The 19,954-nt window shown below is 71.4% G+C and carries 16 protein-coding genes; 8 read left to right on the top strand and 8 right to left on the bottom strand.

Annotated features, from left to right (window positions below; all coding sequences use genetic code 11):
• Positions 1–40: 40 nt before the first annotated feature.
• Both O7626_RS09495 and O7626_RS09490 read right to left on the bottom strand, forming a co-directional pair.
• The gene (locus O7626_RS09495) at positions 41–1,450 is read right to left on the bottom strand and encodes an FAD-dependent monooxygenase (protein ID WP_278060788.1); all 1,410 of its coding nucleotides are present in this window, start codon (positions 1,448–1,450) and stop codon (positions 41–43) included.
• Between the two features lie 234 nt (positions 1,451–1,684).
• Positions 1,685–3,163 (bottom strand): family 43 glycosylhydrolase, encoded by a 1,479-nt coding sequence (locus tag O7626_RS09490; RefSeq protein WP_278060787.1) that lies wholly within the window; start codon positions 3,161–3,163, stop codon positions 1,685–1,687.
• Between the two features lie 249 nt (positions 3,164–3,412).
• On the opposite strand from O7626_RS09490, the gene O7626_RS09485 reads away from it, so the two are divergent.
• A complete protein-coding gene (locus O7626_RS09485; RefSeq protein WP_278066109.1) occupies positions 3,413–4,834 on the top strand; it encodes a family 43 glycosylhydrolase in 1,422 nt (473 codons plus the stop codon).
• A 102-nt stretch (positions 4,835–4,936) separates the two neighbouring features.
• On the opposite strand, the gene O7626_RS09480 is transcribed toward O7626_RS09485, so the two are convergent.
• Entirely contained in the window at positions 4,937–6,238 is a 1,302-nt protein-coding gene (locus O7626_RS09480; protein ID WP_278060786.1) for an endo-1,4-beta-xylanase, read from the bottom strand.
• Positions 6,239–6,548: 310 nt separating this feature from the next.
• Here O7626_RS09480 and O7626_RS09475 point away from each other — a divergent pair, with 310 nt between their 5' ends.
• The 4 genes from O7626_RS09475 to O7626_RS09460 all read left to right on the top strand — a co-directional run bounded on the left by O7626_RS09475 (position 6,549) and on the right by O7626_RS09460 (position 10,328).
• The gene (locus O7626_RS09475) at positions 6,549–6,692 is read left to right on the top strand and encodes a hypothetical protein (RefSeq protein ID WP_278060785.1); all 144 of its coding nucleotides are present in this window, start codon (positions 6,549–6,551) and stop codon (positions 6,690–6,692) included.
• Positions 6,693–7,065: 373 nt separating this feature from the next.
• On the top strand, positions 7,066–8,064 hold the full coding sequence (locus O7626_RS09470) for a tripartite tricarboxylate transporter substrate binding protein (RefSeq protein WP_278060784.1): 999 nt from the start codon (positions 7,066–7,068) through the stop codon (positions 8,062–8,064).
• Positions 8,061–8,651, top strand: coding sequence for a tripartite tricarboxylate transporter TctB family protein (locus tag O7626_RS09465; protein WP_278060783.1), 591 nt, complete (start codon positions 8,061–8,063; stop codon positions 8,649–8,651). Before O7626_RS09470 ends, O7626_RS09465 begins: the two co-directional genes overlap by 4 nt.
• The gene (locus O7626_RS09460) at positions 8,652–10,328 is read left to right on the top strand and encodes a tripartite tricarboxylate transporter permease (protein ID WP_278060782.1); all 1,677 of its coding nucleotides are present in this window, start codon (positions 8,652–8,654) and stop codon (positions 10,326–10,328) included.
• Between the two features lie 69 nt (positions 10,329–10,397).
• Here the strand turns inward: O7626_RS09460 and O7626_RS09455 are convergent, their stop codons facing one another.
• From O7626_RS09455 to O7626_RS09445, 3 genes are all read right to left on the bottom strand, one after another.
• A complete protein-coding gene (locus O7626_RS09455) occupies positions 10,398–10,814 on the bottom strand; it encodes a carbohydrate-binding protein (RefSeq protein ID WP_278060781.1) in 417 nt (138 codons plus the stop codon).
• A gap of 146 nt (positions 10,815–10,960) precedes the next feature.
• Positions 10,961–12,067 (bottom strand): TIM barrel protein, encoded by a 1,107-nt coding sequence (locus tag O7626_RS09450; protein WP_278060780.1) that lies wholly within the window; start codon positions 12,065–12,067, stop codon positions 10,961–10,963.
• A gap of 418 nt (positions 12,068–12,485) precedes the next feature.
• A complete protein-coding gene (locus tag O7626_RS09445) occupies positions 12,486–13,727 on the bottom strand; it encodes an alanine racemase (protein ID WP_278060779.1) in 1,242 nt (413 codons plus the stop codon).
• Positions 13,728–13,915: 188 nt separating this feature from the next.
• On the opposite strand from O7626_RS09445, the gene O7626_RS09440 reads away from it, so the two are divergent.
• Positions 13,916–14,137, top strand: a complete 222-nt coding sequence (locus O7626_RS09440; protein WP_278060778.1) for a hypothetical protein — start codon at positions 13,916–13,918, stop codon at positions 14,135–14,137.
• A 375-nt stretch (positions 14,138–14,512) separates the two neighbouring features.
• Positions 14,513–15,049, top strand: coding sequence for a hypothetical protein (locus O7626_RS09435; RefSeq protein ID WP_278060777.1), 537 nt, complete (start codon positions 14,513–14,515; stop codon positions 15,047–15,049).
• Between the two features lie 170 nt (positions 15,050–15,219).
• Here O7626_RS09435 and aceB read toward each other — a convergent pair whose 3' ends face one another.
• Together aceB and aceA are read right to left on the bottom strand one after the other, a co-directional pair.
• Positions 15,220–16,881 (bottom strand): malate synthase A, encoded by a 1,662-nt coding sequence (gene aceB / locus O7626_RS09430; RefSeq protein ID WP_278060776.1) that lies wholly within the window; start codon positions 16,879–16,881, stop codon positions 15,220–15,222.
• Positions 16,881–18,161 carry an isocitrate lyase gene (gene aceA / locus O7626_RS09425; RefSeq protein ID WP_278060775.1) on the bottom strand — a complete coding sequence of 427 codons (1,281 nt, stop codon included), beginning with the start codon at positions 18,159–18,161 and terminating at the stop codon, positions 16,881–16,883. Before aceA ends, aceB begins: the two co-directional genes overlap by 1 nt.
• Positions 18,162–18,401: 240 nt before the next feature.
• On the opposite strand from aceA, the gene O7626_RS09420 reads away from it, so the two are divergent.
• Positions 18,402–19,799, top strand: a complete 1,398-nt coding sequence (locus O7626_RS09420) for a short-chain fatty acyl-CoA regulator family protein (RefSeq protein ID WP_278060774.1) — start codon at positions 18,402–18,404, stop codon at positions 19,797–19,799.
• The last annotated feature ends 155 nt before the right edge of the window (positions 19,800–19,954 follow it).

Below are 19,954 nucleotides of genomic sequence, written 5' to 3'. Positions count from 1 at the left end.
CACCGGGCACCGGGCGGGCCCTCGGCAGGATGCGGGATGCTCACCCGCCGGCCCCCGGCCGGCCGGGGGCCGTGACGGGCGGGGTCGACAGCGGCGGGTTCGACAGCGGCGGCCGGATCGGACCGCGCAGCACCCGCAGCGCCACCCTCGGATGCGCCAGCGCGGCCGGCGGCCGGACCAGGTGCTGCACGTCGGTCAGCACCCGCAGCACGTACGGGTCCCGGTCGGCCACGTCGGAGGCGCGGTCCAGATACCAGTACGAGAGCCGGCCCCTTCGCCCCGGCCGGACCGTACCGGCGGCGGAGAACCGCAGGTCCGTACCGGTGGCGATGGTCCACGCGGTGGCGCTGCACCCGGCCACCGCCGCCTGGGCGGCCCGGCCGAGCCGCCCCCGGTGCACCCGCAGGTGCTCGCCGACCACCACCGCCGTCTGCGCGGCGACGCTCATTCCCTGGCCGTAGACGGGGTTGAAGGCGCAGGCGGCGTCCCCGACCACCAGGAAACCCTCCGGCCAGCGCGACATCGACTCGTAGTGCCGGCGGTGGTTGCCGGTACGCCGGAAGCCGTGGATCGGCCCGTCCGGCTCGGCGTGCCGGATCGCCTCGTAGATCAGCGGACTGCGTAGGTTGCGGGTGAACTCCAGGAAGCCCGCCTCGTCGGTCGGCGGGGCCTGGTCGCCGAACCCGCCGAGCGTGACCATCCAGCGGCCGTTCTCGATCGGATAGAGCACTCCGCCCCGGGAGACCCGCGGCGGCTTCGGCATCACCATGATGTTCTTCCAGCCGTCGGCGACCCCGGGGGCCAGCCGGTAGCGCCGGCTCGCGTAGCCCAGCCCGGCGTCGATCCGGGTCTCCTCCGGCCGCCCGTAGCCCAGTTCGGCCAGCCAGCCCGGCGAGCGCGAGCCGCGCCCGCTGGCGTCCACCACCAGGTCGGCGACGCAGGGAAGGATCTCCGGTCCGCCGTCACGGGCCCGCAACCGGACCCCGGCGACCGAGTCGCCGTCCTCGCCGGGCAGCAGTCCGACCACCTCGCGGGCGGTCTCGAACCGGATCCGCCGGTCGGCGGCGAGTCGCTGCCGGATAGTCCAGTCCAGCAGTTCCCGGCTGGCCCCGACCAGGGTGTGGGTGGCCGGGAAGCGCTCGCGCCAGCCGTACGGGCTCAGCGACAGCAGGTCGGTCGGGGCGGCCACCGGCACCGCGCCCCGGTCGTACAACTCGGCCATCAGGCCGGGGAAGAGCCGGTCCAGGGCCCGCTGCCCGGAGGTGACGAGTACGTGCAGGTGCCGCGCCTGCGGAATGCCCGTACGCAGGTGCGGTCCGTCCGGAAACCGGTCCCGGTCGAGTACGGTCACCCGCTCGACGAAGTCGGCCAGCGCACGTGCGATGCAGAGACCGGCGAAACTCCCGCCGACGACCACGGCATGGCGGGGCTTGGACAGTGGCGAAGGCATCCCTCCATCCTTACCGACACCGGCGCTCACCAGCCCAAACCGATTGGTCCGACGTGCCGGACAGTCGACATCACGACTCTCCGGCGCGTCGGCGTACCTGGCGGTCCGGCCGGCGTCACGGCGGACGGGCCGGCGTCACGGCGGACGGGCCGGCATCACGGCGGACGGGCCGGCATCACGGCGGACGGGCCGGGGTGCGGCGGAGGGGCCGCCTCCGGCGTGGCCCGCCGCGGCTCATTCCAGGTGCAGGGTGGCGGAGGCCTGCTCGGCGGCGGAGGTCACCGGCTCGACGTAGAGCAGCCCGGCGCGGTGCCGCAGGTACCGGCCGGCGAAATTCTGCGCCTCCAGCGAGATCGCGGCGCCGCTGGCCAGGCCGGTCCGGCGCAGGAAGCTGGCGTCGGCCCGGAACTGCGCCGAACCGTCGTCGCGCTCGACGTGCACCTCGTAGTTGCGGTGCCGCAGGTAGTAGCCGGGGAAGTTGGTCGACTCCAGCGACACCGTGCCGGAGCCGGACAGGCCGGTCACGATCCGGAACTGCGAGTCGGCCAGCGGTGTGACGTTGGCGTCGACCCGGACCCGGTAGTCGTAGTGCCGCAGGTACGCCTCGGCGAGGTCGTGCGGGCGCAGCCGGACCGGGGTGGCGCCGTCCGGCACCGGGATGCCGAGGTTCGGGGTGCCGTCGGCGTTCCAGTACAGCTTCTGGATCCTGGTACGCCGGTTGGGGTCGTTGAGCGGGTCGCCGTTGATGTCCCGGTAGTTGCGGTCGTGGTAGACGAGGATGTCGCTCTGACCGTCCTCGGAGACGGTGAACGAGTTGTGCCCGGGACCGTACTGGCCGGTGGCGGCGAAGCTGGCGAAGACCGGGGTCGGGCTCTTGGTCCAGGACGCCGCGTTCAGCAGGTTCGCGTTCGCCGGGGCGGTGAGCATCCCGAGGCAGTAGTTGGCGTCGGTGGCGCTGGCCGAGTAGGTCAGGAAGATCCGGCCGTTGCGCTGGATCACCGACGGCCCCTCGGCGACCCGGTAGCCCCGGGTCTCCCAGTCGTACGTCGGCACCGTCAGCCGGGTCACCGTGCCGGTGATCTGCCACGGGTTGCTGCCCATCCGAGCCAGGTAGAGGTTGGAGTTGGTGGAGATCCCCGGTTCGGACTGCGCCCAGACCAGATAGCGGACGCCGTTCGCCACGAATGTCGACGCGTCGAGGCTGAAGGTGTCCCACGGGGTGCTGATCCGGCCGCGCTCGGTCCACGACCCGGTCAGCGGGTTGGCACCGGCGTTCTCCAGAACGTACATCCGGATCCGCCAGATGTCGTCGGTGCGGCCGGCGGCGAAGTAGACGTACCAGCGGCCGTTGACGAAGTGGATTTCGGGAGCCCAGATGTGTGCGCCCATCTCGCCGCTGGTGTGCCGGCGCCAGATCGTCGTCTCGGCGGCGCTGGCCAGGCCCTGCAACGTGGTCGCCCGGCGGAGCACGATCCGGTCGTACTGCGGGACGGTGGCGGTGAAGTAGTAGTAGCCGTCGGTGTGCCGGAAGATGTGCGGGTCGGCGCGCTGGTTCACCAGCGGGTTGGTGTAGTTCACCGCCGGTGCGGCGGCGGCCGGGGCGCCCGGCAGCAGTCCGGCCAGCAGCGCGAGCACGGTGGCCAGTACGGCGAGCAGCGGCCTGGAGCCGGTTGACCGGAGCGGGTGGCGCACCCTGCGCGGAATCGGCTTCATGACATGTGACCTTTCGTCGGGTCCGGCGGAGACACCCGCTGTCATCGGGGTGTCACGCAGGCCAGTGTTATCGCTAACATCGATGCCAGTCAAGACGTCCCCGAACGGGCGCACAGTCAGGAAGTCGCGGCACCGTCCACCGGACGACCTGCGGAAGGACAACCCATGGAAGCTCCCGCTTTCCCGCCCCCGACGACACCGAGCCGGACCCGGCTCGCCCGTACCACCACGGTGCTCGCGGTCGCCGCCATGCTCGTCGGCGCCGCCGTCGCCCTACCGGTCCGGTCGGCCTCGGCCGCGACCGTCGATCCGAACGCCTGGTACGTCCTGGTGTCCCGGCACAGCGGCAAGGCCCTGGACGTCTACGAACGGTCCACCGCCGACGGTGGCCGGATCGTGCAGTGGGCCCGCAACGACGGCGCCTGGCAGCAGTGGCAGTTCGTCGACTCCGGATCCGGCTACCACCGACTGCGTTCCCGGCACAGCGGCAAGGTCCTCGACATCCGGGACTCCTCCACCGCCGACGGCGCGGAGGTGATCCAGTGGGCCGACCGGAACAGCACGAACCAGCAGTTCCGGCTCGCCGACTCGGACGGCGGGTACGTCCGGCTGGTCAACCGGAACAGCAACAAGGCCCTCGACGTCTGGGAGTGGTCCACCGCCGACGGCGGCCGGATCAGCCAGTACGCCGACACCGGCGGCGCCAACCAGCAGTGGCAGCTCGTCCGGGTCGGCTCGGGCGGCACCCCGGGTCCGACCCCCACCGGCGGTCCGGGCACCCCGCCGGCCGGCTACCCGGCGCCGATGCGGGTGACCGGGGACGTCGGGGTGCACGACCCGACCGTGCTCCGCCGCCCCGGCGGCGACTACCTGGTCGCGCACACCGGGGACAACGTCGCGCTGAAGACCTCGACGGACCGGGTAACGTTCCGCAACGCCGGGTCGGTCTTCCCGAACGGCGCCCCGTGGACCACCGGCTACACCGGCGGCAGCCGCAACCTCTGGGCGCCGGACATCTCGTACCGGAACAGCCAGTACTACCTCTACTACTCCGCCTCCACCTTCGGCTCGAACCGGTCGGCGATCTTCCTGGCCACCAGCCCGACCGGCAACTCGGGAAGCTGGACCGACCGGGGGCTGGTGGTCGAGTCGGCTACCTCGGACGACTTCAACGCGATCGACCCGAACCTGGTCGTGGACGCCCAGGGCCGCTGGTGGCTGGCGTTCGGGTCGTTCTGGTCCGGGCTGAAGATGGTCGCCCTGGACCCGGCCACCGGCAAGCGCGCGGACGGCACGATCCGGAGCATCGCCGGCCGGGGTGGCGGCGCGATCGAGGCGCCGACCCTGGTCAGACGGGGTGACTACTACTACCTGTACGTCTCCTTCGACCGCTGCTGCCAGGGCGCCGCCAGCACCTACCGGGTGATGGTCGGGCGCTCGACGAGCGTGACCGGGCCGTTCGTCGACCGGAACGGCACCGCGCTCACCTCCGGCGGCGGGACCCAGGTGCTCGCCACCCACGGCAGCGTGCACGGGCCGGGCCACCAGACGGTGCTCACCGACGGCGACGGCGACTTCCTCGTCTACCACTACTACGCCGACAACGGCACCGCGCTGCTCGGCATCAACCGGCTCGGCTACGACTCGGCCGGCTGGCCATTCGTGTACTGAGCCGCCCCATCCCCTCGTTGCGGTCACGAGCAGCGGTGTGGAAGGGCCCCGTACCGCCCCGCGTTCTGCGACAGGGCGGGCGGTTTTTCCAGGGGCCCTTCCTCACAGCTCGACGGTGAGCGTTGCCGGGCCCGGCTGGTCGAGCCGGAACGTCGCGGTGCGCCCACCGGCCGACACCTCGTACTCGCCGAGGAAGCCGGTGAACCCGACCCGACCCCGCTCGTCGGTGCCGAGGGTCGTCGGGGCGAGCCACCACTCGTCCCGGACCAGCGTGCGCAGTGCGTGGTAGGAGGGTTTCGGCGTGCCGTCGGCCCGGACGAAGCCGCCCGGCGCGCCGAGCCAGCCGCCGTCCACCATCCCCCAGTACGTGCTGGCCCGCACCGACGGGTGTGACAGCAGGGTCCGGTAGTGCCGGACCACCTCGTCGGCCTGCCGCTCCTCCCCCTCCGGGGTGCTCGGCCACTCCGGGATCTGGTAGTCGTTCAGGTCCACGATGTCGGCCGGCATGAGGTGGCCGGAGAGCAGGGTCGTCTCGGTGAAGTGGATCGGCAGGCCGTACCGGGCGAACCGGTCGATGATGCCGAGCGTCTTCTCCTCGCCCCAGTAGCCCTGGTGCATGTGGCTCTGCAGGCCGAGCGCGTCGATCCGGATCCCCGCCTCCAGCACCCCCTCGATCAGGCACTCGTACGCGGCGGACATGTCGAAGTCGTTGAGCAGCAGGGTGGCCCGCGGGTTCGCCTCACGGGCCGCGTCGAAGACCGTCCGGACCAGCGGGATGCGCCCCAGCTCCCGGCAGATCCGGGTCAGCCCGTTGTCGTACTTGTCGAAGATCGGCATGATCACCACCTCGTTTATCACGTCCCAGGTGTCGATCAGCCCGGCGAAGTCGGTCACCTCCCGGCGGATCCGGTCCAGCTGCGCCTCGGTGATCTCCGCGTTGGAGAGCTCGGTCAACCACTGTGCACTCTCGGTGTGCCAGGCCAGCGGATGGCCCTTGACCAGACAGCCCCGGTCGGTGAACCAGCGTGCCGCCGCCTGGAGGCGCCGGGTGTCCGGCCGGCCGCGCTCGGGCTCGAACCAGCCCCAGTAGAACGGCAGGGTGGCGAAGTTGAACAGGTCGAGCCAGAGCTCACCCATCCGTTCCGACCGGGCCGTGCCGCCACCGGCCGGCACATCCGATCCGGCCCCCGAGGCGACGGCCTCGGAGGCGACGGCCTCCGGGGTGGCGGACTCCGGCTGGCCGGCGGCGTGTGTGACGGAGTCGAGTCCGGTGCAGCCGAAGAGGAATGCGTGGTCGCGCTGTGCGACCACCACCTCCTGACCGTCCAGCGGAACACCTCCACCTGTCACGGTGAGGGTGGCGGTGGCGGTCCGGTGCTGCCGGACCAGGGAGTCGGACGACATCGAAGATCCTCCATCGGCGGGGCACTGCGGGTCGGCCAACCGTACGCCCCGGCATCGGCCGGCGATCGACGCGCGATCTCAGCGCATGTGCAGATGCACGTGCATCTGCACATGCGCCGAGCGCTCGCCAGTCGGCAGAATTGCCTGATGTCGATGCGGGGCAAGCAGCTGACCGAAACGCGGACGCGGCGCCCGACCGGGCCGGACGGGCCGTCGGCTGCGGTCGCCATCCTGCTGCTCGGGACCGAGTTGCTATTGATCAGCCTCTCGATCTGCGCCGCAGTGCTGGACCAGTCGGCCCCTGGCCGTGATGGCCGGCACCGCAGCGGTCACGCTGGCCGGGGAGATCGTGCGCCGCTACCTGGCACCTCCGGCGGACCGACGCTCCGAGTTGGACGGCGCGACGGACCAGGACCCGGAGACACCCGCACCGCCGCTCGGGACCAACTCCTGAAGGGACTCCTGGTCGTCCACCCCGGCCCGCGCCCAGCCGACGGAGTCGAGGCGACCCCCGGGACCCCGCACCCGGGAGCCGCGCCCGACCCGCCGGACGGGCCGCCGGGCGGAGCCGCCGATCGCCGGAAGCCGCACCCGCGCGGCGACGCGGTGCCGCCCGGATCTGCTGCGATGATTCGAAGGCCGGTGACGATTCCGTCCCCTTCGTACGGCTGCCACCGATTTGATTGACAATCCCTAGATCGGCATGTATCAAGGTGACACTCTTCGAAGTCCATGATCTGCGCCCGGTCGAGAGAGTCCCCAAGCCAGCCAGATCCTTAACCTGAGCCAACGGGGAGGAACCAGTGACCGGATCGAACCGACACCCGATGGACCGACGGGCCGTGCTGCGCTTGGGCGCGGGGCTCGGCGCCGGAGCCTTCCTCGCCGGTTGCAGCGTGCAGACCGGTGACGGCGGCGACGACGAAGGCTCCGGATATCCGGAGCGCTCGGTCGAGCTGATCGTGCCGTTCGCCCCGGGTGGCAGCACCGACCTCATCGCCCGGACCCTCGGGAAGGCGATCGAGAAGCCGCTCGGCCAGTCCATGGTGATCATCAACCGGGACGGCGCGGCCGCCGCCGTCGGCACCAGGGAGGTCGCCTCGGCCAAGGCCGACGGCTACAAGATCGGGTTCCCGCCCAGTTCGCTGTTCACCCTCACCCCGCAACTCGGCAAGGGCGCCGCCACCGTCTCGCTCGACGAACTCCGGGTGGTGATCGGACTTACCGTCGAGAACATCGTGCTTGTCGCACACCGGGACTCCCCGTTCCGGACCATCGACGACGTCATCGCCCTGAAGGGCAGCGGGCGGCGGATCACGTACGGGCACTCCGGGGTGGGCACCGGGGCCTACTTCGCACAGACCGCCTTCTACAAGCTCGCCGGGCTCAACGCCACCGACGTACCGTTCGGCGGTGGCGGGCCGGCCGTCACGGCCGTACTTGGCAAGCAGGTGGACATCGGCGCCTCCCAGCCGGCCGAGTCGATGCGGCTGGTGCAGTCCGGTGAGCTGCGCTGGCTCGGGGTGTTCAGCCAGCAGCGCAGCCCCTCGCTGCCCGACCTGCCGACCGCCGTGGAGAAGGGCTTCGACCTGACCGTCGACCAGGCCCGGTTCATCGCCGGGCCGAAGTCGATGCCGGACGGTGCGGTGACCGCGCTACAGGAGGCGTTCCGGGAGGCGGTCAAGGCGCCGGAGTACGACGACTTCCTGAAGAAGAACTTCATCGACCGGCTCGAGGTCGATGGCGCCGAGGTGACGGACAAGATCAGGGGCGACTTCGACCGGTACAAGGCGCTGATCGACCGGTTCGGGCTGGCGCCGAAGTGAGCCCGAGCGACCCCGGCCGGGCCTCCCCACCGGACGACGAGGCCGAGCCGGGGCCGTCGCTGCCTGGCGGATCGGGGCCGCCGCCCGAGGGCCGGCTGGTGATGCCGCCGGAGGGCGAGCCGGGGCTGCCGGGCGACGACATACCGCCGGCCGGGCCGTTCGGCCAGCTCGTCGCGGGCATACTGCCGGTCTCGCTGGGCCTGGTCACGCTCGGGTACTCGGTCACGCTCTCCCTCGGCACCCCCGCCGAGGCCGGGCCCGGACTCTGGCCGGCGCTGGCCAGCCTGCTGCTGCTCGGCGCCGGAGGATGGTCGCTGATCTTCGAGCGGAAGGCGGGGACCGTCGAACGGTTCGGCCGGGGCGGGCTCGGGATCGTCGTCGGGGTGGTCAGCCTGGTCGGCTACGTGCTGCTGATCAGCCGGATCGGCTTCGAGATCTCCACCCTGCTGGTGATGGCCTGCTGGCTCAGGCTGCTCGGCCGGGAGTCCTGGCTGGTCACCGCCCTGGTCAGCAGCGTCACCACGGCCGCGCTCTACCTGCTGTTCGTCGTGCTGCTGGACGTGAAGCTCCCGAGATTGGTCTTCTGAGTGGACTTCCTCGACCCCGTGCTGGCCGGCTTCGGGGTGGTCTTCACCCCGGTGAACCTGCTCTACGTGCTGGCCGGCGTGGTGATCGGCATGGTCATCGGGGTACTCCCCGGCCTCGGGCCGGTCGCCACGATCGCCCTGCTGCTGCCGATCACCTACGAGATACCGGCCGAGTCGGCGATCATCATGCTCGCCGGCATCTACTACGGCGCCATGTACGGCGGCACCATCACCTCGGTGCTGCTGCGGCTGCCCGGCGAGGCGGCCACGGTCATCACCACGATCGACGGCTACCAGATGGCCCGGCAGGGGCGGGCCGGTTCCGCGCTCGGCATCGCCGCGATCGGGTCGTTCATCGGCGGCACCGTGAGCATCGTCGGGCTGACCCTGGTGGCCCCGCTGCTGGCCCGCTTCTCGCTCGGCTTCGGACCACCGGAGAACGCCGTACTGGCCGCGACGGGGATCCTGCTGGTCGCCAGCCTCGGTACGGTGTCGACGGCGAAGAGCCTGGTCGCGGCCGGGCTCGGCCTGCTGCTCGCCGCCGCCGGGCCGGACCCGCTGTTCGCCTCGCCCCGGTTCACCTTCGGCAACATCAACCTGGCCGACGGCGTCGACTTCGTCGCCCTGGCGATGGGACTCTTCGGGCTTGGCGAGATCCTCTACCTGCTCGAACACCGGGTCCGGAACCGGCTGCCGAAGCCCCGGGTCAGCAACGCCTGGCCGTCCCGGCAGGACTGGCGGCAGTCCCGGGGAGCGGTCGCCCGCGGCTCGGTCGTCGGGTTCTTCACCGGACTGCTGCCCGGCGGCGGCGGGGTGCTGTCGTCGATGGCCGCGTACGCCCTGGAGAAGCGCCGCAGCCGGACGCCGGAACGGTTCGGCCGGGGAGCGATCGAGGGTGTCGCCGGCCCGGAGACCGCCAACAACGCGGCGGCAACCTCCTCGTTCATCCCGCTGCTGACGCTCGGCATCCCGACCAACCCGGTGATGGCGCTGATCTTCGGCGCGCTGCTGCTCCAGGGCATCCCGCCCGGTCCCCGCCTGATCGACGAGAACCCGGAGGTCTTCTGGGGCGTCGTCGACTCGATGTACGTCGGCAACGTCTTCCTGCTGATCCTCAGCGTCCCGCTGGTCGGCGTCTTCGTCCGGCTGGTCTCGGTCCGGGACAGCATCCTGGCCCCGATCGTGGTGACCGTGACGATGCTGGGGGTCTACACCGTCAACAACAGCACCTTCGACATGCTGCTGGTGATCTTCTTCGGTGTCGTCGGGTACCTGATGAAGAAGACCGGCTTCGAGCCCGGCCCGCTGGTGCTGGCGTTCGTGCTGGGCAGCCTGCTGGAGACGGCGTTCCGGCAGTCGATGCGGATCTTCGACGGCGATCCGAGTGGCTTCCTGACCCGGCCGATCTCCGGCACCCTCTTCGCGGTCGGCGTGCTGGTCCTGCTCGTACCGGTCGGCGTCCGGCTGCTCCGGCGACGCCGGCCGGCGACCGGGAGACCGGCCCGGGACACGGCGACCGAGGAGGTGCCGACCCCCGAGGAGGACCTGGCACCGGAACAGCGAACGCCGACAGAGGACAGCGCGGCGGGACGGCTGACGGCGGCGAAGGACAGCGCGGGGACCGGGCAGCGCACGCCGACAGAGGACAGCGCGGCGACCGACAGCAAGGTGCCGTGAGCAGGTCGCCGTGAGCCGGTGCCCGCGGTGGCCCGGACTTCGCCGGCCGGGCCACCGCGGGCGGTCCTATCACCTCGGCGTGAACTCCACCCAGTTCAGGTTCACCAGGCCGGTGGTCGGGCCACCGGCGACCGGCTGGAAGACCAGGTAGAGCCGGTGCCCGCCGGCCGGCTGGTCCACCGGCAGGGTCTGGCTCGACCAGGCGTTGTTGCCGGTCGTGGCGTTCAGCGTGGCGGTGCCGGCCAGCGGACCGGTCGGCGAGTCGAGCCGCAGCTCGACGGTGGCCCGGGGCGTGCCGGCGGTGGCCGCCGAGCCGCCGGAGTAGCGGAAGGTGACCGCACTCGCGTCGCCCAGGTTGATCGGGTCGAACGCGATCGCGTCACCCGCGTCGATCCCGTTGACGTGCTGGCCACCACCGGTGTCACTGGTGTTGGCGATCGTCACGTTCTGCTTCACCTGGGCGAACTCGGCCTGCTGCCGGGGCACCTGGATGACGACCTGGCCGACCGTGGTCAGCGCCGGCTGGCCGCCGCCGCCGAGGTCGGTTCATGGTTCCTCCGTTGGGCACACGGGCACACACGGTCCTGGTCACGAATGGGCGGGGCACGCGCCGCCGCACCCCGCCCGGAAGGTCACCGACGGTAGATGGTCAGCTCCGACATGTTGGTGTAGCTGAGCGCCGCGAAGTCGAGCGACTGGCCGGGGTTGGCCGCGCCGCCGGGCGCGGTGTCCTGCTCCCAGTTCGCGTGCCGGAACTCCGGGTCGCCGATGGTCTGGAAGAACTGCTGGAAGTTGATGTCGCCCTCGCCGAGCGGGACCATCTCGTAGCCGTTGGCGAGCGCGCTGTTCCGGTTGCCGTCCTTGGCATGGAAGAGCGGGAACCGCTTGCTCTGCCCGACGACGTTGAGGATCGGGTCGAACAGGTCGGTCTTCTCCCGGCCCCACCGGTCGACGTACTTCTGGTGCTTGAAGCGGGCCACGTAGGCCCAGTAGATGTCGAGTTCGAAGAAGACGTACCGGGGGTCGGTCTTCCGGAAGAAGTACTCCAGCCGGCGGGTGCCGGAGGAGCGGGTCGGCCGGCCGTTCGCGTCCAGCGGGCCGGAGTCGAGCAGGAACGAGTACGCGGCGTCGTGGTTGTGTGTGTAGAGCCGCAGCCCGCGCCGCCGGGCCTGCCGGCCGAGTTCGTTCCAGACGTCCGCCGCCGCGTCCCAGTCGGCGGGGTACGCCGAGTTCGTCGGGTCGCTGCCGGTGCCGATGTTCCGCATGCCGAGGGTCTCGGCGATCTCCATCTGCTGCTCGAAGGTGGCCGGGTTGATCGAGGTGTGCGTGCCGTTGGCGACCAGCCCGTTGTCGTCCAGGATCTTGCGGATCTCGGCCGGGGTGATCTGCCGGCCCAGGATCTCGGTGCTCTGGTTGTATCCGGCGAACTCCACCTCCTGGTAGCCGAGTTCGGCGATCCGGGCGAGCACCCGCTCGAAGCCGTACGGCACGCCGCTGTCGTCCGGGGCGGCGGAGATCCGGTCCCGGACGCTGTAGAGGATGATGCCCCGGCGGCGGGGCGGGATCAGCGGTTCGGCCCGGAGTTGTCCGTGCGCGACCGCGGGGGCGTCGGTGCCGAGCACGTTGGCGCCGACGGCGCTCAGTGCGGCGGCCGCGCCGGCCGAGGCGGCCAGGATGCCGCGCCGGGTGAGCCGCCGTCGCTGCGCCGGGTCCATCGGTTCGCCCTGCGTCTTCCCCATGTCCTGCACCTTCCCGGGCGGCGATGCCTCCGCCACCCATGCTTGGATCGATTCAACAGGTCCTCGGTGCGCAACCCGGACAGCTCGCCGGGTGCCTTGTTAAGTCGTCGACGGTGGGGCGCGCTCACGTGCCACGCGTGGCGCGCGGGGATCTGCGTCCCGGCCGTGGCGGGGCCGGATATCTACCTCGCTCCCCGCTCCGGGTGGCCGCCCGGACGGGAATATGACGATCGCTGGTCGTCCCTGTTACGAATAGACACACGCTAGAGGCTGCATGGCCAGAAGAAAAGAGCGAGGCTCAGCAACTTTGGTCGACATCTACAAAAGTTCGTCACTTGTGGCGGAAAGTAACCGTCGAGTGTGGTCGAACGAAGCCGTCGCCGCTTCGACGGCGAGCAGCGCGCTCGGAGCCGGGGTCTCAGAAGTAGGTGCGCAGCAGGTCCACGACGACGTGTCCATCGTCGACCACCGGAAGTACCCGCCACCTGTCGAAGGCGCTGCACGGGTGGGAGATGCCGAAACAGACCAGGTCACCCGGGTCCAGGTCGACGCCGGGTGGCACCGCCAGATAGCCGTGGTGGTCGTTGAGCCGGCTCACCGTCAGGCCGGTGCCGGGCCGCAGCTCGCCGCTGCGCCGCCGGACCAGCAGCGGCACCGGCAGGCCCTCGTCGTACGGGGCGTCCCGCTTGCCCATCCCGACGATCGCCAGCCCCGGCTCCGGAGTGGAGGTGACCTGCGCCCAGAGTTCCAGGGCCGGGTCGAGAAAGTCCTGGCCGGCGAGCCGCCGGAACGGCGTGTGCTCGGCGTAGAAGCCGTGGTCGTGCGTGACGTAGGCGCCGCTGCGCAGCACCATCCGCAGGTCGTACCCGGGCAGCCAGTCGCCGCCGAGCACCTCGGCCACCAGGTCGAACCAGGCACTGCCACCCGCGCTGACCAGCACCTCCGGGCCGACCAGCCCGCGCCGGGCCAGCTCGGTCGCCGCCGTCCGGAGCCGCCGCAGGTACGCCGAGACCGCCGCGCCGTCCGGCAACCCGCCCTCGTAGCCGGCGACGCCGTGCAGGCGTACCCGGGTGGCGGCGGCGACCGCCTCGGCGACCTCGACCACCTGCTCGACGCTGCGGCAGCCGGCCCGGCCACCGGGGAAACCGAGCTCGACGAGAACCGGCAGCGGTGCGCCGGCCGGCTCCTCGGCCAGCGCCGCCTCGGCCGCCGCGACCCCGGCGACCGAGTCGACGAAGAAGTACGCCTCGAAGCCCCGGCCGACCTCGCGGGCCAGCCAGCGCAGCGGCGCCGGGTCGAGCAGCTCGTTGGCGAGCAGCACCCGGGGCACCCCGAGGGCGCGGGCGGCGAGCACCTGGTTGGCGGTGGCCATGGTGATCGCCCAGGCACCGGCGGAGAGCTGGGCGCCGAGCAGCGACGGGGCCATCGTGGTCTTGCCGTGCGGGGCGAACGAGAAGCCGTGCCGGGCGCAGAAGTCGGCCATCGTGTCGACGTTGTGCGCGACGGCGGAGCGCCGGACGGCCAGCACCGGCCAGCTGACGGCCCCGTCGAAGAGGGAGTGTCCGGCGGCCGCGAACGTCGCGTCCGGGACCGGCTCGTCGGGCTGCCAGAAGCCCCTGGCCCGCCAGTCGAGCGCGGGCCCGTCGGAATGGTGGCGCACAGGCTCGCTCCCCGTACCGCTTCGGACGTGGCTCACTGTCGGCTGCCCAGCCTACCGAGGTCGGGTACGCCCGCTCACCCGCCCGCACCGCGCGGTCCATGGTCGGGCCCACGAGTTGATCGTCCAATCTGGAACAATGCTGGCCGGGTCCGGCGCCGTGCCGGACCGATCGTCTGATTGGAGCATCCGTGCCGGTTATCGCCAACCTCGCCAAGCTGGTCGACAAGGACTACCAGGACAAGAGCGTCGCCGAACTCGTCGACGCCCCGGTCGCCGCCCTGGCCGGGGTCAGCGAGCGCGCCGCGACGCACCTGAAGGAGGCGCTGGGCATCAAGACCATCGGGGACCTCGGACGCAGCCAGTACTTCCGGACCGCCAGCGCGCTGGTCGCGCTCGCCGACGACAAGTAGCCGGCACGGCCGGCCGGCGGCGCCCAGGGTCCGCCGGCCGGCTGCCGCGCCGTTCCCCCTGGTTGCCGACCGACCGTCAACCCTCGAACCAGCAGAAAGGCTGAACCTCTTGTCGATACCGCGACCTGTGTCCGGGTCATCGCCGACTCCGGCACCCAGGACGAGTTCCCGACGCTCGATGATCCGTGGCGGCGGTCTCGCCATGGCCGGTCTGGTGGGCGTGACCACCGCCGCAACGGTGGATCCGGCCCCCCGCGTCGGCCGCCGCCGTCGGGCCGTGGGAGTACGTCGCCCCCGGCGGCTCCATCCAGGCGGTGGATCTACAACCCGGTCCGGGACGGTGTCGCCTACCGGGGCACGGACACCCAGGCCACGGTGTCCAGCCGGCTCCGGGTACGCGGCGCCGGCCAGTACGGCTTCTCGATCGACGCGCCGGACAACTGGTGGCAAGCCTGCGAGGCGACCACCCGGGACTCCACCGGAGACAATGCCGGCTTCTACGTCGGCGCCAACGCCGCCAACAACTTCTTCCAGGTGTGCAAACCGTGGTACACGAGGGGCTACGGCTGGCACGTCAGGGCGAACCGGAACAAGTTCGTCGGCTGCGAGGCCCAGGACACCAGGCTGCACGGCTGGTACGTCGAGTGGGACCGGAACACCTTCGTGGGATGTGTCGCCGACACCGCCGCGATGTACGACGTCCAGGGCGTCGCCGACACCGCTGACGGCTTCTACGTCGTGGACGGCGCCGCCACCTCGATGGTCGGTTGCCAGGCGTTCGACCGGAAGCCCGGCGGCAACGCCGCGCGACAGCGTTACGGCTTCAACGTGCCGGCCACGATGGTCAGCGGCGGACGACTCGTCGCGGCGACCGGATGGGACAACACCGGCGGGCTGATCCGGCAGCGGTAGGGCGACCGACCGCCGGACCTTCCCGGCGGTACGTCCGGTGGAGGTCGCCCCGGTGCGACCCACGGGGCAGCGGTTCGCCGGGATGCCTCGACGACCCGGCACGGCTCCGGGCCGGACGCGCCACGGTGGCACGTCCGGCCCGGAGTCCGGTCCCGCGGGTCACCGGACCGCTATGCCGGCGCCGCCAGACCGAGCCGGGCGGAACCCGGCACCGCCGCCCCGGCCCGGGCGGTGCCCTTCGGCGACTGCGTCGTCACCAGGTGCCGGGCGTACGCCTCGGTGGTGAAGAAGGCCGGCAGCTCCTCGCCGAGCGCGGTCCGCACCAGGATCCCGGCCGCCCGGCTCGACCGTTCCCGGTCCGCGACCGGCCGCTCCGCGTTCAGCTTCGCGACCTCCTCGACCAGGATCGACCGGACCAGTTCCTCGGTCACCCGGCCGCCCTCGGCCAGCGGCGTCGCGTGGTGCAGCCACTGCCACAGCTGGCAGCGGGCGATCTCGGCGGTGGCCGCGTCCTCCATCAGGTCGAAGATGGCCGCCGCGCCGGTGCCGCCGAGCCAGGCGTCGAAGTAGCGCAGCGCCACCGCCACGTTGCCGCGCAGCCCGGCGGCGGTGACCCGGCCCGGGGTGCGGTCCACCGAGAGCAGGTCGTCCGCGCCGACCGTCACCTCGGGGCGGAGTTGGTCGAGCTGGTGCGGCCGGTCGCCGAGGACGGCGTCGAAGGCGTCCCGGCAGACCGGGACCAGGCCGGGGTGGGCCACCCAGGAGCCGTCGAACCCGTCGGCCGCCTCGCGTTCCTTGTCCGCCCGGACCTTGCCGAGCGCGACCGCGTTGACCTCCGGATCCCGGCTCGGGATGAAGGCCGCCATCCCGCCGATCGCGTGCGCGCCGCGCCGGTGGCAGGTCCGGACCAGCAGTTCGGTGTACGCCCGCATGAACGGCACCGTCATCGTCACGTCGCCCCGGTCCGGCAGTACGAAGTCGTCCCGCCAGCCGAAGTTCTTGACGATGCTGAAGATGTAGTCCCAGCGTCCGGCGTTCAGCCCGGCGCAGTGCTCGCGGAGCTCGTACAGGATCTCGTCCATCTCGAACGCGGCGGTGACGGTCTCGATCAGCACGGTGGCCCGGATGCTGCCCTGCGGGATGCCGAGCCAGTTCTGCGCGAACCGGAAGACGTCGTTCCAGAGCCGGGCCTCGCGGTGGCTCTCCAGCTTCGGCAGGTAGAAGTACGGGCCGCTGCCGGCGTCGAGCTGCCGCTGCGCGCAGTGCAGGAAATAGAGCCCGAAGTCGACGAGGGTGGCCGAGATGGCCCGCCCGTCCACCACGACGTGCTTCTCCACCAGGTGCCAGCCGCGCGGCCGGACCACGATGGTGGCGAGGTCGTCGCCGAGGGCGTAGCGCTTGCCGCCGGGGGCGGTGAAGTCGATCCGCCGGTCGATCGCGTCGACCAGGTTGAGCTGGCCGCCGATCACGTTCTCCCAGGTCGGTGCGAGGGCGTCCTCGAAGTCGGCCAGCCAGACCCGGGCGCCGGAGTTGAGCGCGTTCACCGTCATCTTCCGGTCGGTCGGGCCGGTGATCTCGACCCGCCGGTCGAGCAGGCCGGGTGCCGGTGGCGCCACCCGCCAGCTCGGGTCGGCCCGGATCGCCTCGGTCTCCGGCAGGAAGCCGGGGAGCTGGCCGTCGGCGTAGCGGGCGCGGCGGGCCCGCCGGGTGTCCAGCAGGGCCACCCGGCGGGCCGCGAACTCGCTGTCGAGCGCGACCAGGAAGTCCAGCGCCTTGGGGCTGAGGATCTCGTCGTACCGCTCGCGGAGCGGCCCGGTGACGACTATCCGCATCAGAACTGCTCCTCCTCGGTCGAACCGCGCAGCGCGGTGGTCTCGCCGGCCGGGTTCAGCACCGTGCTGACCAGGTCGAAGTAGCCGGTGCCGACCTCCCGCTGGTGCTTGACGGCGGTGTAGCCGTACGCCTCGGCGGCGAACTCGCGCTCCTGCAACGACACGTACGCCGGCATCCCGTCGGTGGCGTAGCCCCGGGACAGGTCGAACATCGAGTAGTTGAGCGCGTGGAACCCGGCCAGCGTGATGAACTGGAAGCGGTAGCCCATGTGCCCGAGTTCCCGCTGGAACTTGGCGATGGTGGCGTCGTCGAGGTGCTTGCGCCAGTTGAACGACGGCGAGCAGTTGTACGCCAGCAGCTGGTCCGGGTACACCGCCTTGATCTCCTCGGCGAACCGGCGGGCCACCTCCAGGTCCGGGGTGCTGGTCTCCATCCAGAGCAGGTCGGCGTGCGGGGCGTAGGCGAGTCCCCGGGCGACGCAGGAGTCCAGCCCGTTGCGGACCCGGTAGAAGCCCTCGGCGGTCCGCTCCCCGGTGACGAACGGCTGGTCCCGCTCGTCGACGTCGGTGGTGAGCAGCGTCGCCGCCTGCGCGTCGGTACGCGCGACGATCACCGACGGCACTCCGGCCACGTCGGCGGCGAGCCGGGCGGCGTTCAGGGTCCGGACGTGCTGCCCGGTCGGCACCAGTACCTTGCCGCCGAGGTGGCCGCACTTCTTCTCCGAGGCGAGCTGGTCCTCCCAGTGCACTCCGGCCGCCCCGGCGATGATCATCGCAGTCATCAGCTCGTACGCGTTCAACGGTCCGCCGAAGCCGGCCTCGGCGTCGGCGACGATCGGGGCGAGCCAGTCGATGCCGCCGTCGTCGCCTCCGGTGCGGCCCTCCGCGGTCTCGATCTGGCCGGCGCGCAGCAGCGCGTTGTTGATCCGGCGCACCACCGCCGGCACCGAGTTGGCCGGGTAGAGGCTCTGGTCCGGGTAGGTCTGCCCGGCGAGGTTGGCGTCGGCGGCGACCTGCCAGCCGGAGAGGTAGATGGCCTTCAGTCCGGCCCGGACCATCTGCACGGCCTGGTTGCCGGTGAGCGCGCCGAGCGCGGGGACGAAGTCCTCCCGGTGCAGCAGGTCCCAGAGCCGCCGGGCGCCCCGGTCTGCGAGGGTGTGCTGCTCCTGTACGACGCCGCGCAGCCGGACGACGTCGTCCGCGCCGTAGGTCCGCTCGACGCCCCGCCACCGGGGGTCGGTGGCCCATTCGGTCCGCAACCGCTCTGCCGGCGTGCTCATGGAATTCTCCTCCGAGGGTTCGGGTCGACAAGTCGACTACTCGCCGTACATCGGGACGTGTCGTCCATCGGGACATGCCGTCCATCAGGACATGTCGAAACTGTGGCACGGTGGCCACAGGCGGGTCGAGATACGGAAACGGCCAACTATTGAAAAGTCGCGGCGCCATTCTGCGAAGTTGCGAATTGACTACTTCACAGATGTGTTAATGTGACGGGACCCACCGCGGAGGGAGGCGTCGTGACCAAGACGTTCGCGGGTGCCCGGCTGCGCCGGCTGCGTGAGGAGCACGGCATCAACCAGATCGAGCTGGCCCGGCAGCTCGCCATCTCGCCCAGCTATCTCAACCAGATCGAGCACGACTCCCGCCCGCTGACCGTCCCGGTGCTGATCCGGATCACCGAGGTCTTCGGCGTCGACACCGCCTACTTCGCGCCGCACGACACGCCCCGGCTGGTCGCCGAGCTGCGCGAGGCGCTGCCGACCCGGGCCAGCCTGCCCGACCTCACCGAGCTGGCCGGCAAGCTGCCCGAGGTGGCCGAGGCGGTGATCGACCTCTACCGGCGTTACCGGCAGGTCGACGACCAGCTCGCCGAGGTGGCCGGCGACCGGGACCTGGCGCCCGGGCGCAACCCGCACGACCAGGTCAGCGACTTCTTCTACCGGCGGCAGAACTACGTCCCGGAGCTGGACGAGGCGGCCGAGGCGCTGGCCGCGCAGATCGGGATCCGCCGGGGCGAGACCCGGGCCGCGCTGACCGACCGGCTGGCCGGCCGGCACGGCGTGCGGATCGTCCGGCAGGAACCGGACTCGCTCGCCGGGGACCTGCACCGCTACCGGCCGCAGACCCGCACCCTGCACCTGTCGACGTCGCTGCGCTCGGGCCAGCGGGCGATCCGGATGGGCGCCCAGATCGCGCTTCTGGAATTCGCCGACGTCATCGACGAAATCATCGAGGAAGAAAGCGTCCCGGACCTCCAGACGCAAATTCTCATGCGGGTCGGACTGGCAAACTATTTCGCCGCCGCACTGATTCTGCCGTACCGTGAATTCCTCACCGCGGCCGAGACGATGCGCTACGACATCGAGTTGCTGACCGACCACTTCGCGATGGGCTGGGAGAGCGTCTGCCACCGGTTGAGCACCCTGCAACGGCCGAGGGCGCGCGGGGTGCCGTTCTCGTTCGTCCGGGTGGACCGGGCCGGCAACATGTCCAAGCGGCAGTCGGCGACCGGCTTCCCGTTCTCCCGCTCCGGCGGCACCTGTCCACTCTGGAACGTCTACGAGGCGTTCGGCGCACCGGGCCGGGTGATGACCCAGGTCGCGTCGATGCCCGACGGCCAGCGCTACCTCTGGATCGCCCGTACGGTCACCCGGCACCACGGCGGCTACGGGCAGCCCGGCAAGACCTTCGCGATCGGGCTGGGCTGCGAGACCCGGCACGCCGGCCGGCTCGTCTATTCCGCCGGGATGGACCTGCACGCCACCGAGGCGGCCACCCCGATCGGGCCGGGTTGCAGGACCTGTGCGCGGATGACCTGCCCGCAACGGGCCGCCCAGCCGATCGGCCGGCAACTCGACCTGGACGAGAACCGCAGCACCTTCATCCCGTACCCGCTCGTGGAGCAGGACGGCTAGTCCACAGGGGACTTTCAGCGGGCACGGAGACATTCAGTGGACGCGGAGAAAACTGCGCAGCGCAACGGATCGAGGTCCGACCGTGATGACGCCGCGCGGCTTCGGTCGCATGCTCGACAGAAGGTGGACGGTCCCGGCGGCGCTGCGGACTCTTG

It is taken from the genome of Micromonospora sp. WMMD1102, assembly GCF_029626265.1.
Lineage (GTDB): Bacteria > Actinomycetota > Actinomycetes > Mycobacteriales > Micromonosporaceae > Plantactinospora.
This window is presented reverse-complemented; position numbering and strand designations above follow the sequence as displayed.

What these genes read in the sequence shown, in the direction of transcription:
- O7626_RS09495 (WP_278060788.1), bottom strand. Translation starts at nt 1,450, where the DNA reads ATGCCTTCGCCACTGTCCAAGCCCCGCCATGCCGTGGTCGTCGGCGGG.
- O7626_RS09490 (WP_278060787.1), bottom strand. Translation starts at nt 3,163, where the DNA reads ATGAAGCCGATTCCGCGCAGGGTGCGCCACCCGCTCCGGTCAACCGGC.
- O7626_RS09485 (WP_278066109.1), top strand. Translation starts at nt 3,413, where the DNA reads ATGCTCGTCGGCGCCGCCGTCGCCCTACCGGTCCGGTCGGCCTCGGCC.
- O7626_RS09480 (WP_278060786.1), bottom strand. Translation starts at nt 6,238, where the DNA reads ATGTCGTCCGACTCCCTGGTCCGGCAGCACCGGACCGCCACCGCCACC.
- O7626_RS09475 (WP_278060785.1), top strand. Translation starts at nt 6,549, where the DNA reads ATGGCCGGCACCGCAGCGGTCACGCTGGCCGGGGAGATCGTGCGCCGC.
- O7626_RS09470 (WP_278060784.1), top strand. Translation starts at nt 7,066, where the DNA reads ATGGACCGACGGGCCGTGCTGCGCTTGGGCGCGGGGCTCGGCGCCGGA.
- O7626_RS09450 (WP_278060780.1), bottom strand. Translation starts at nt 12,067, where the DNA reads ATGGGGAAGACGCAGGGCGAACCGATGGACCCGGCGCAGCGACGGCGG.
- aceB (WP_278060776.1), bottom strand. Translation starts at nt 16,881, where the DNA reads ATGCGGATAGTCGTCACCGGGCCGCTCCGCGAGCGGTACGACGAGATC.
- aceA (WP_278060775.1), bottom strand. Translation starts at nt 18,161, where the DNA reads ATGAGCACGCCGGCAGAGCGGTTGCGGACCGAATGGGCCACCGACCCC.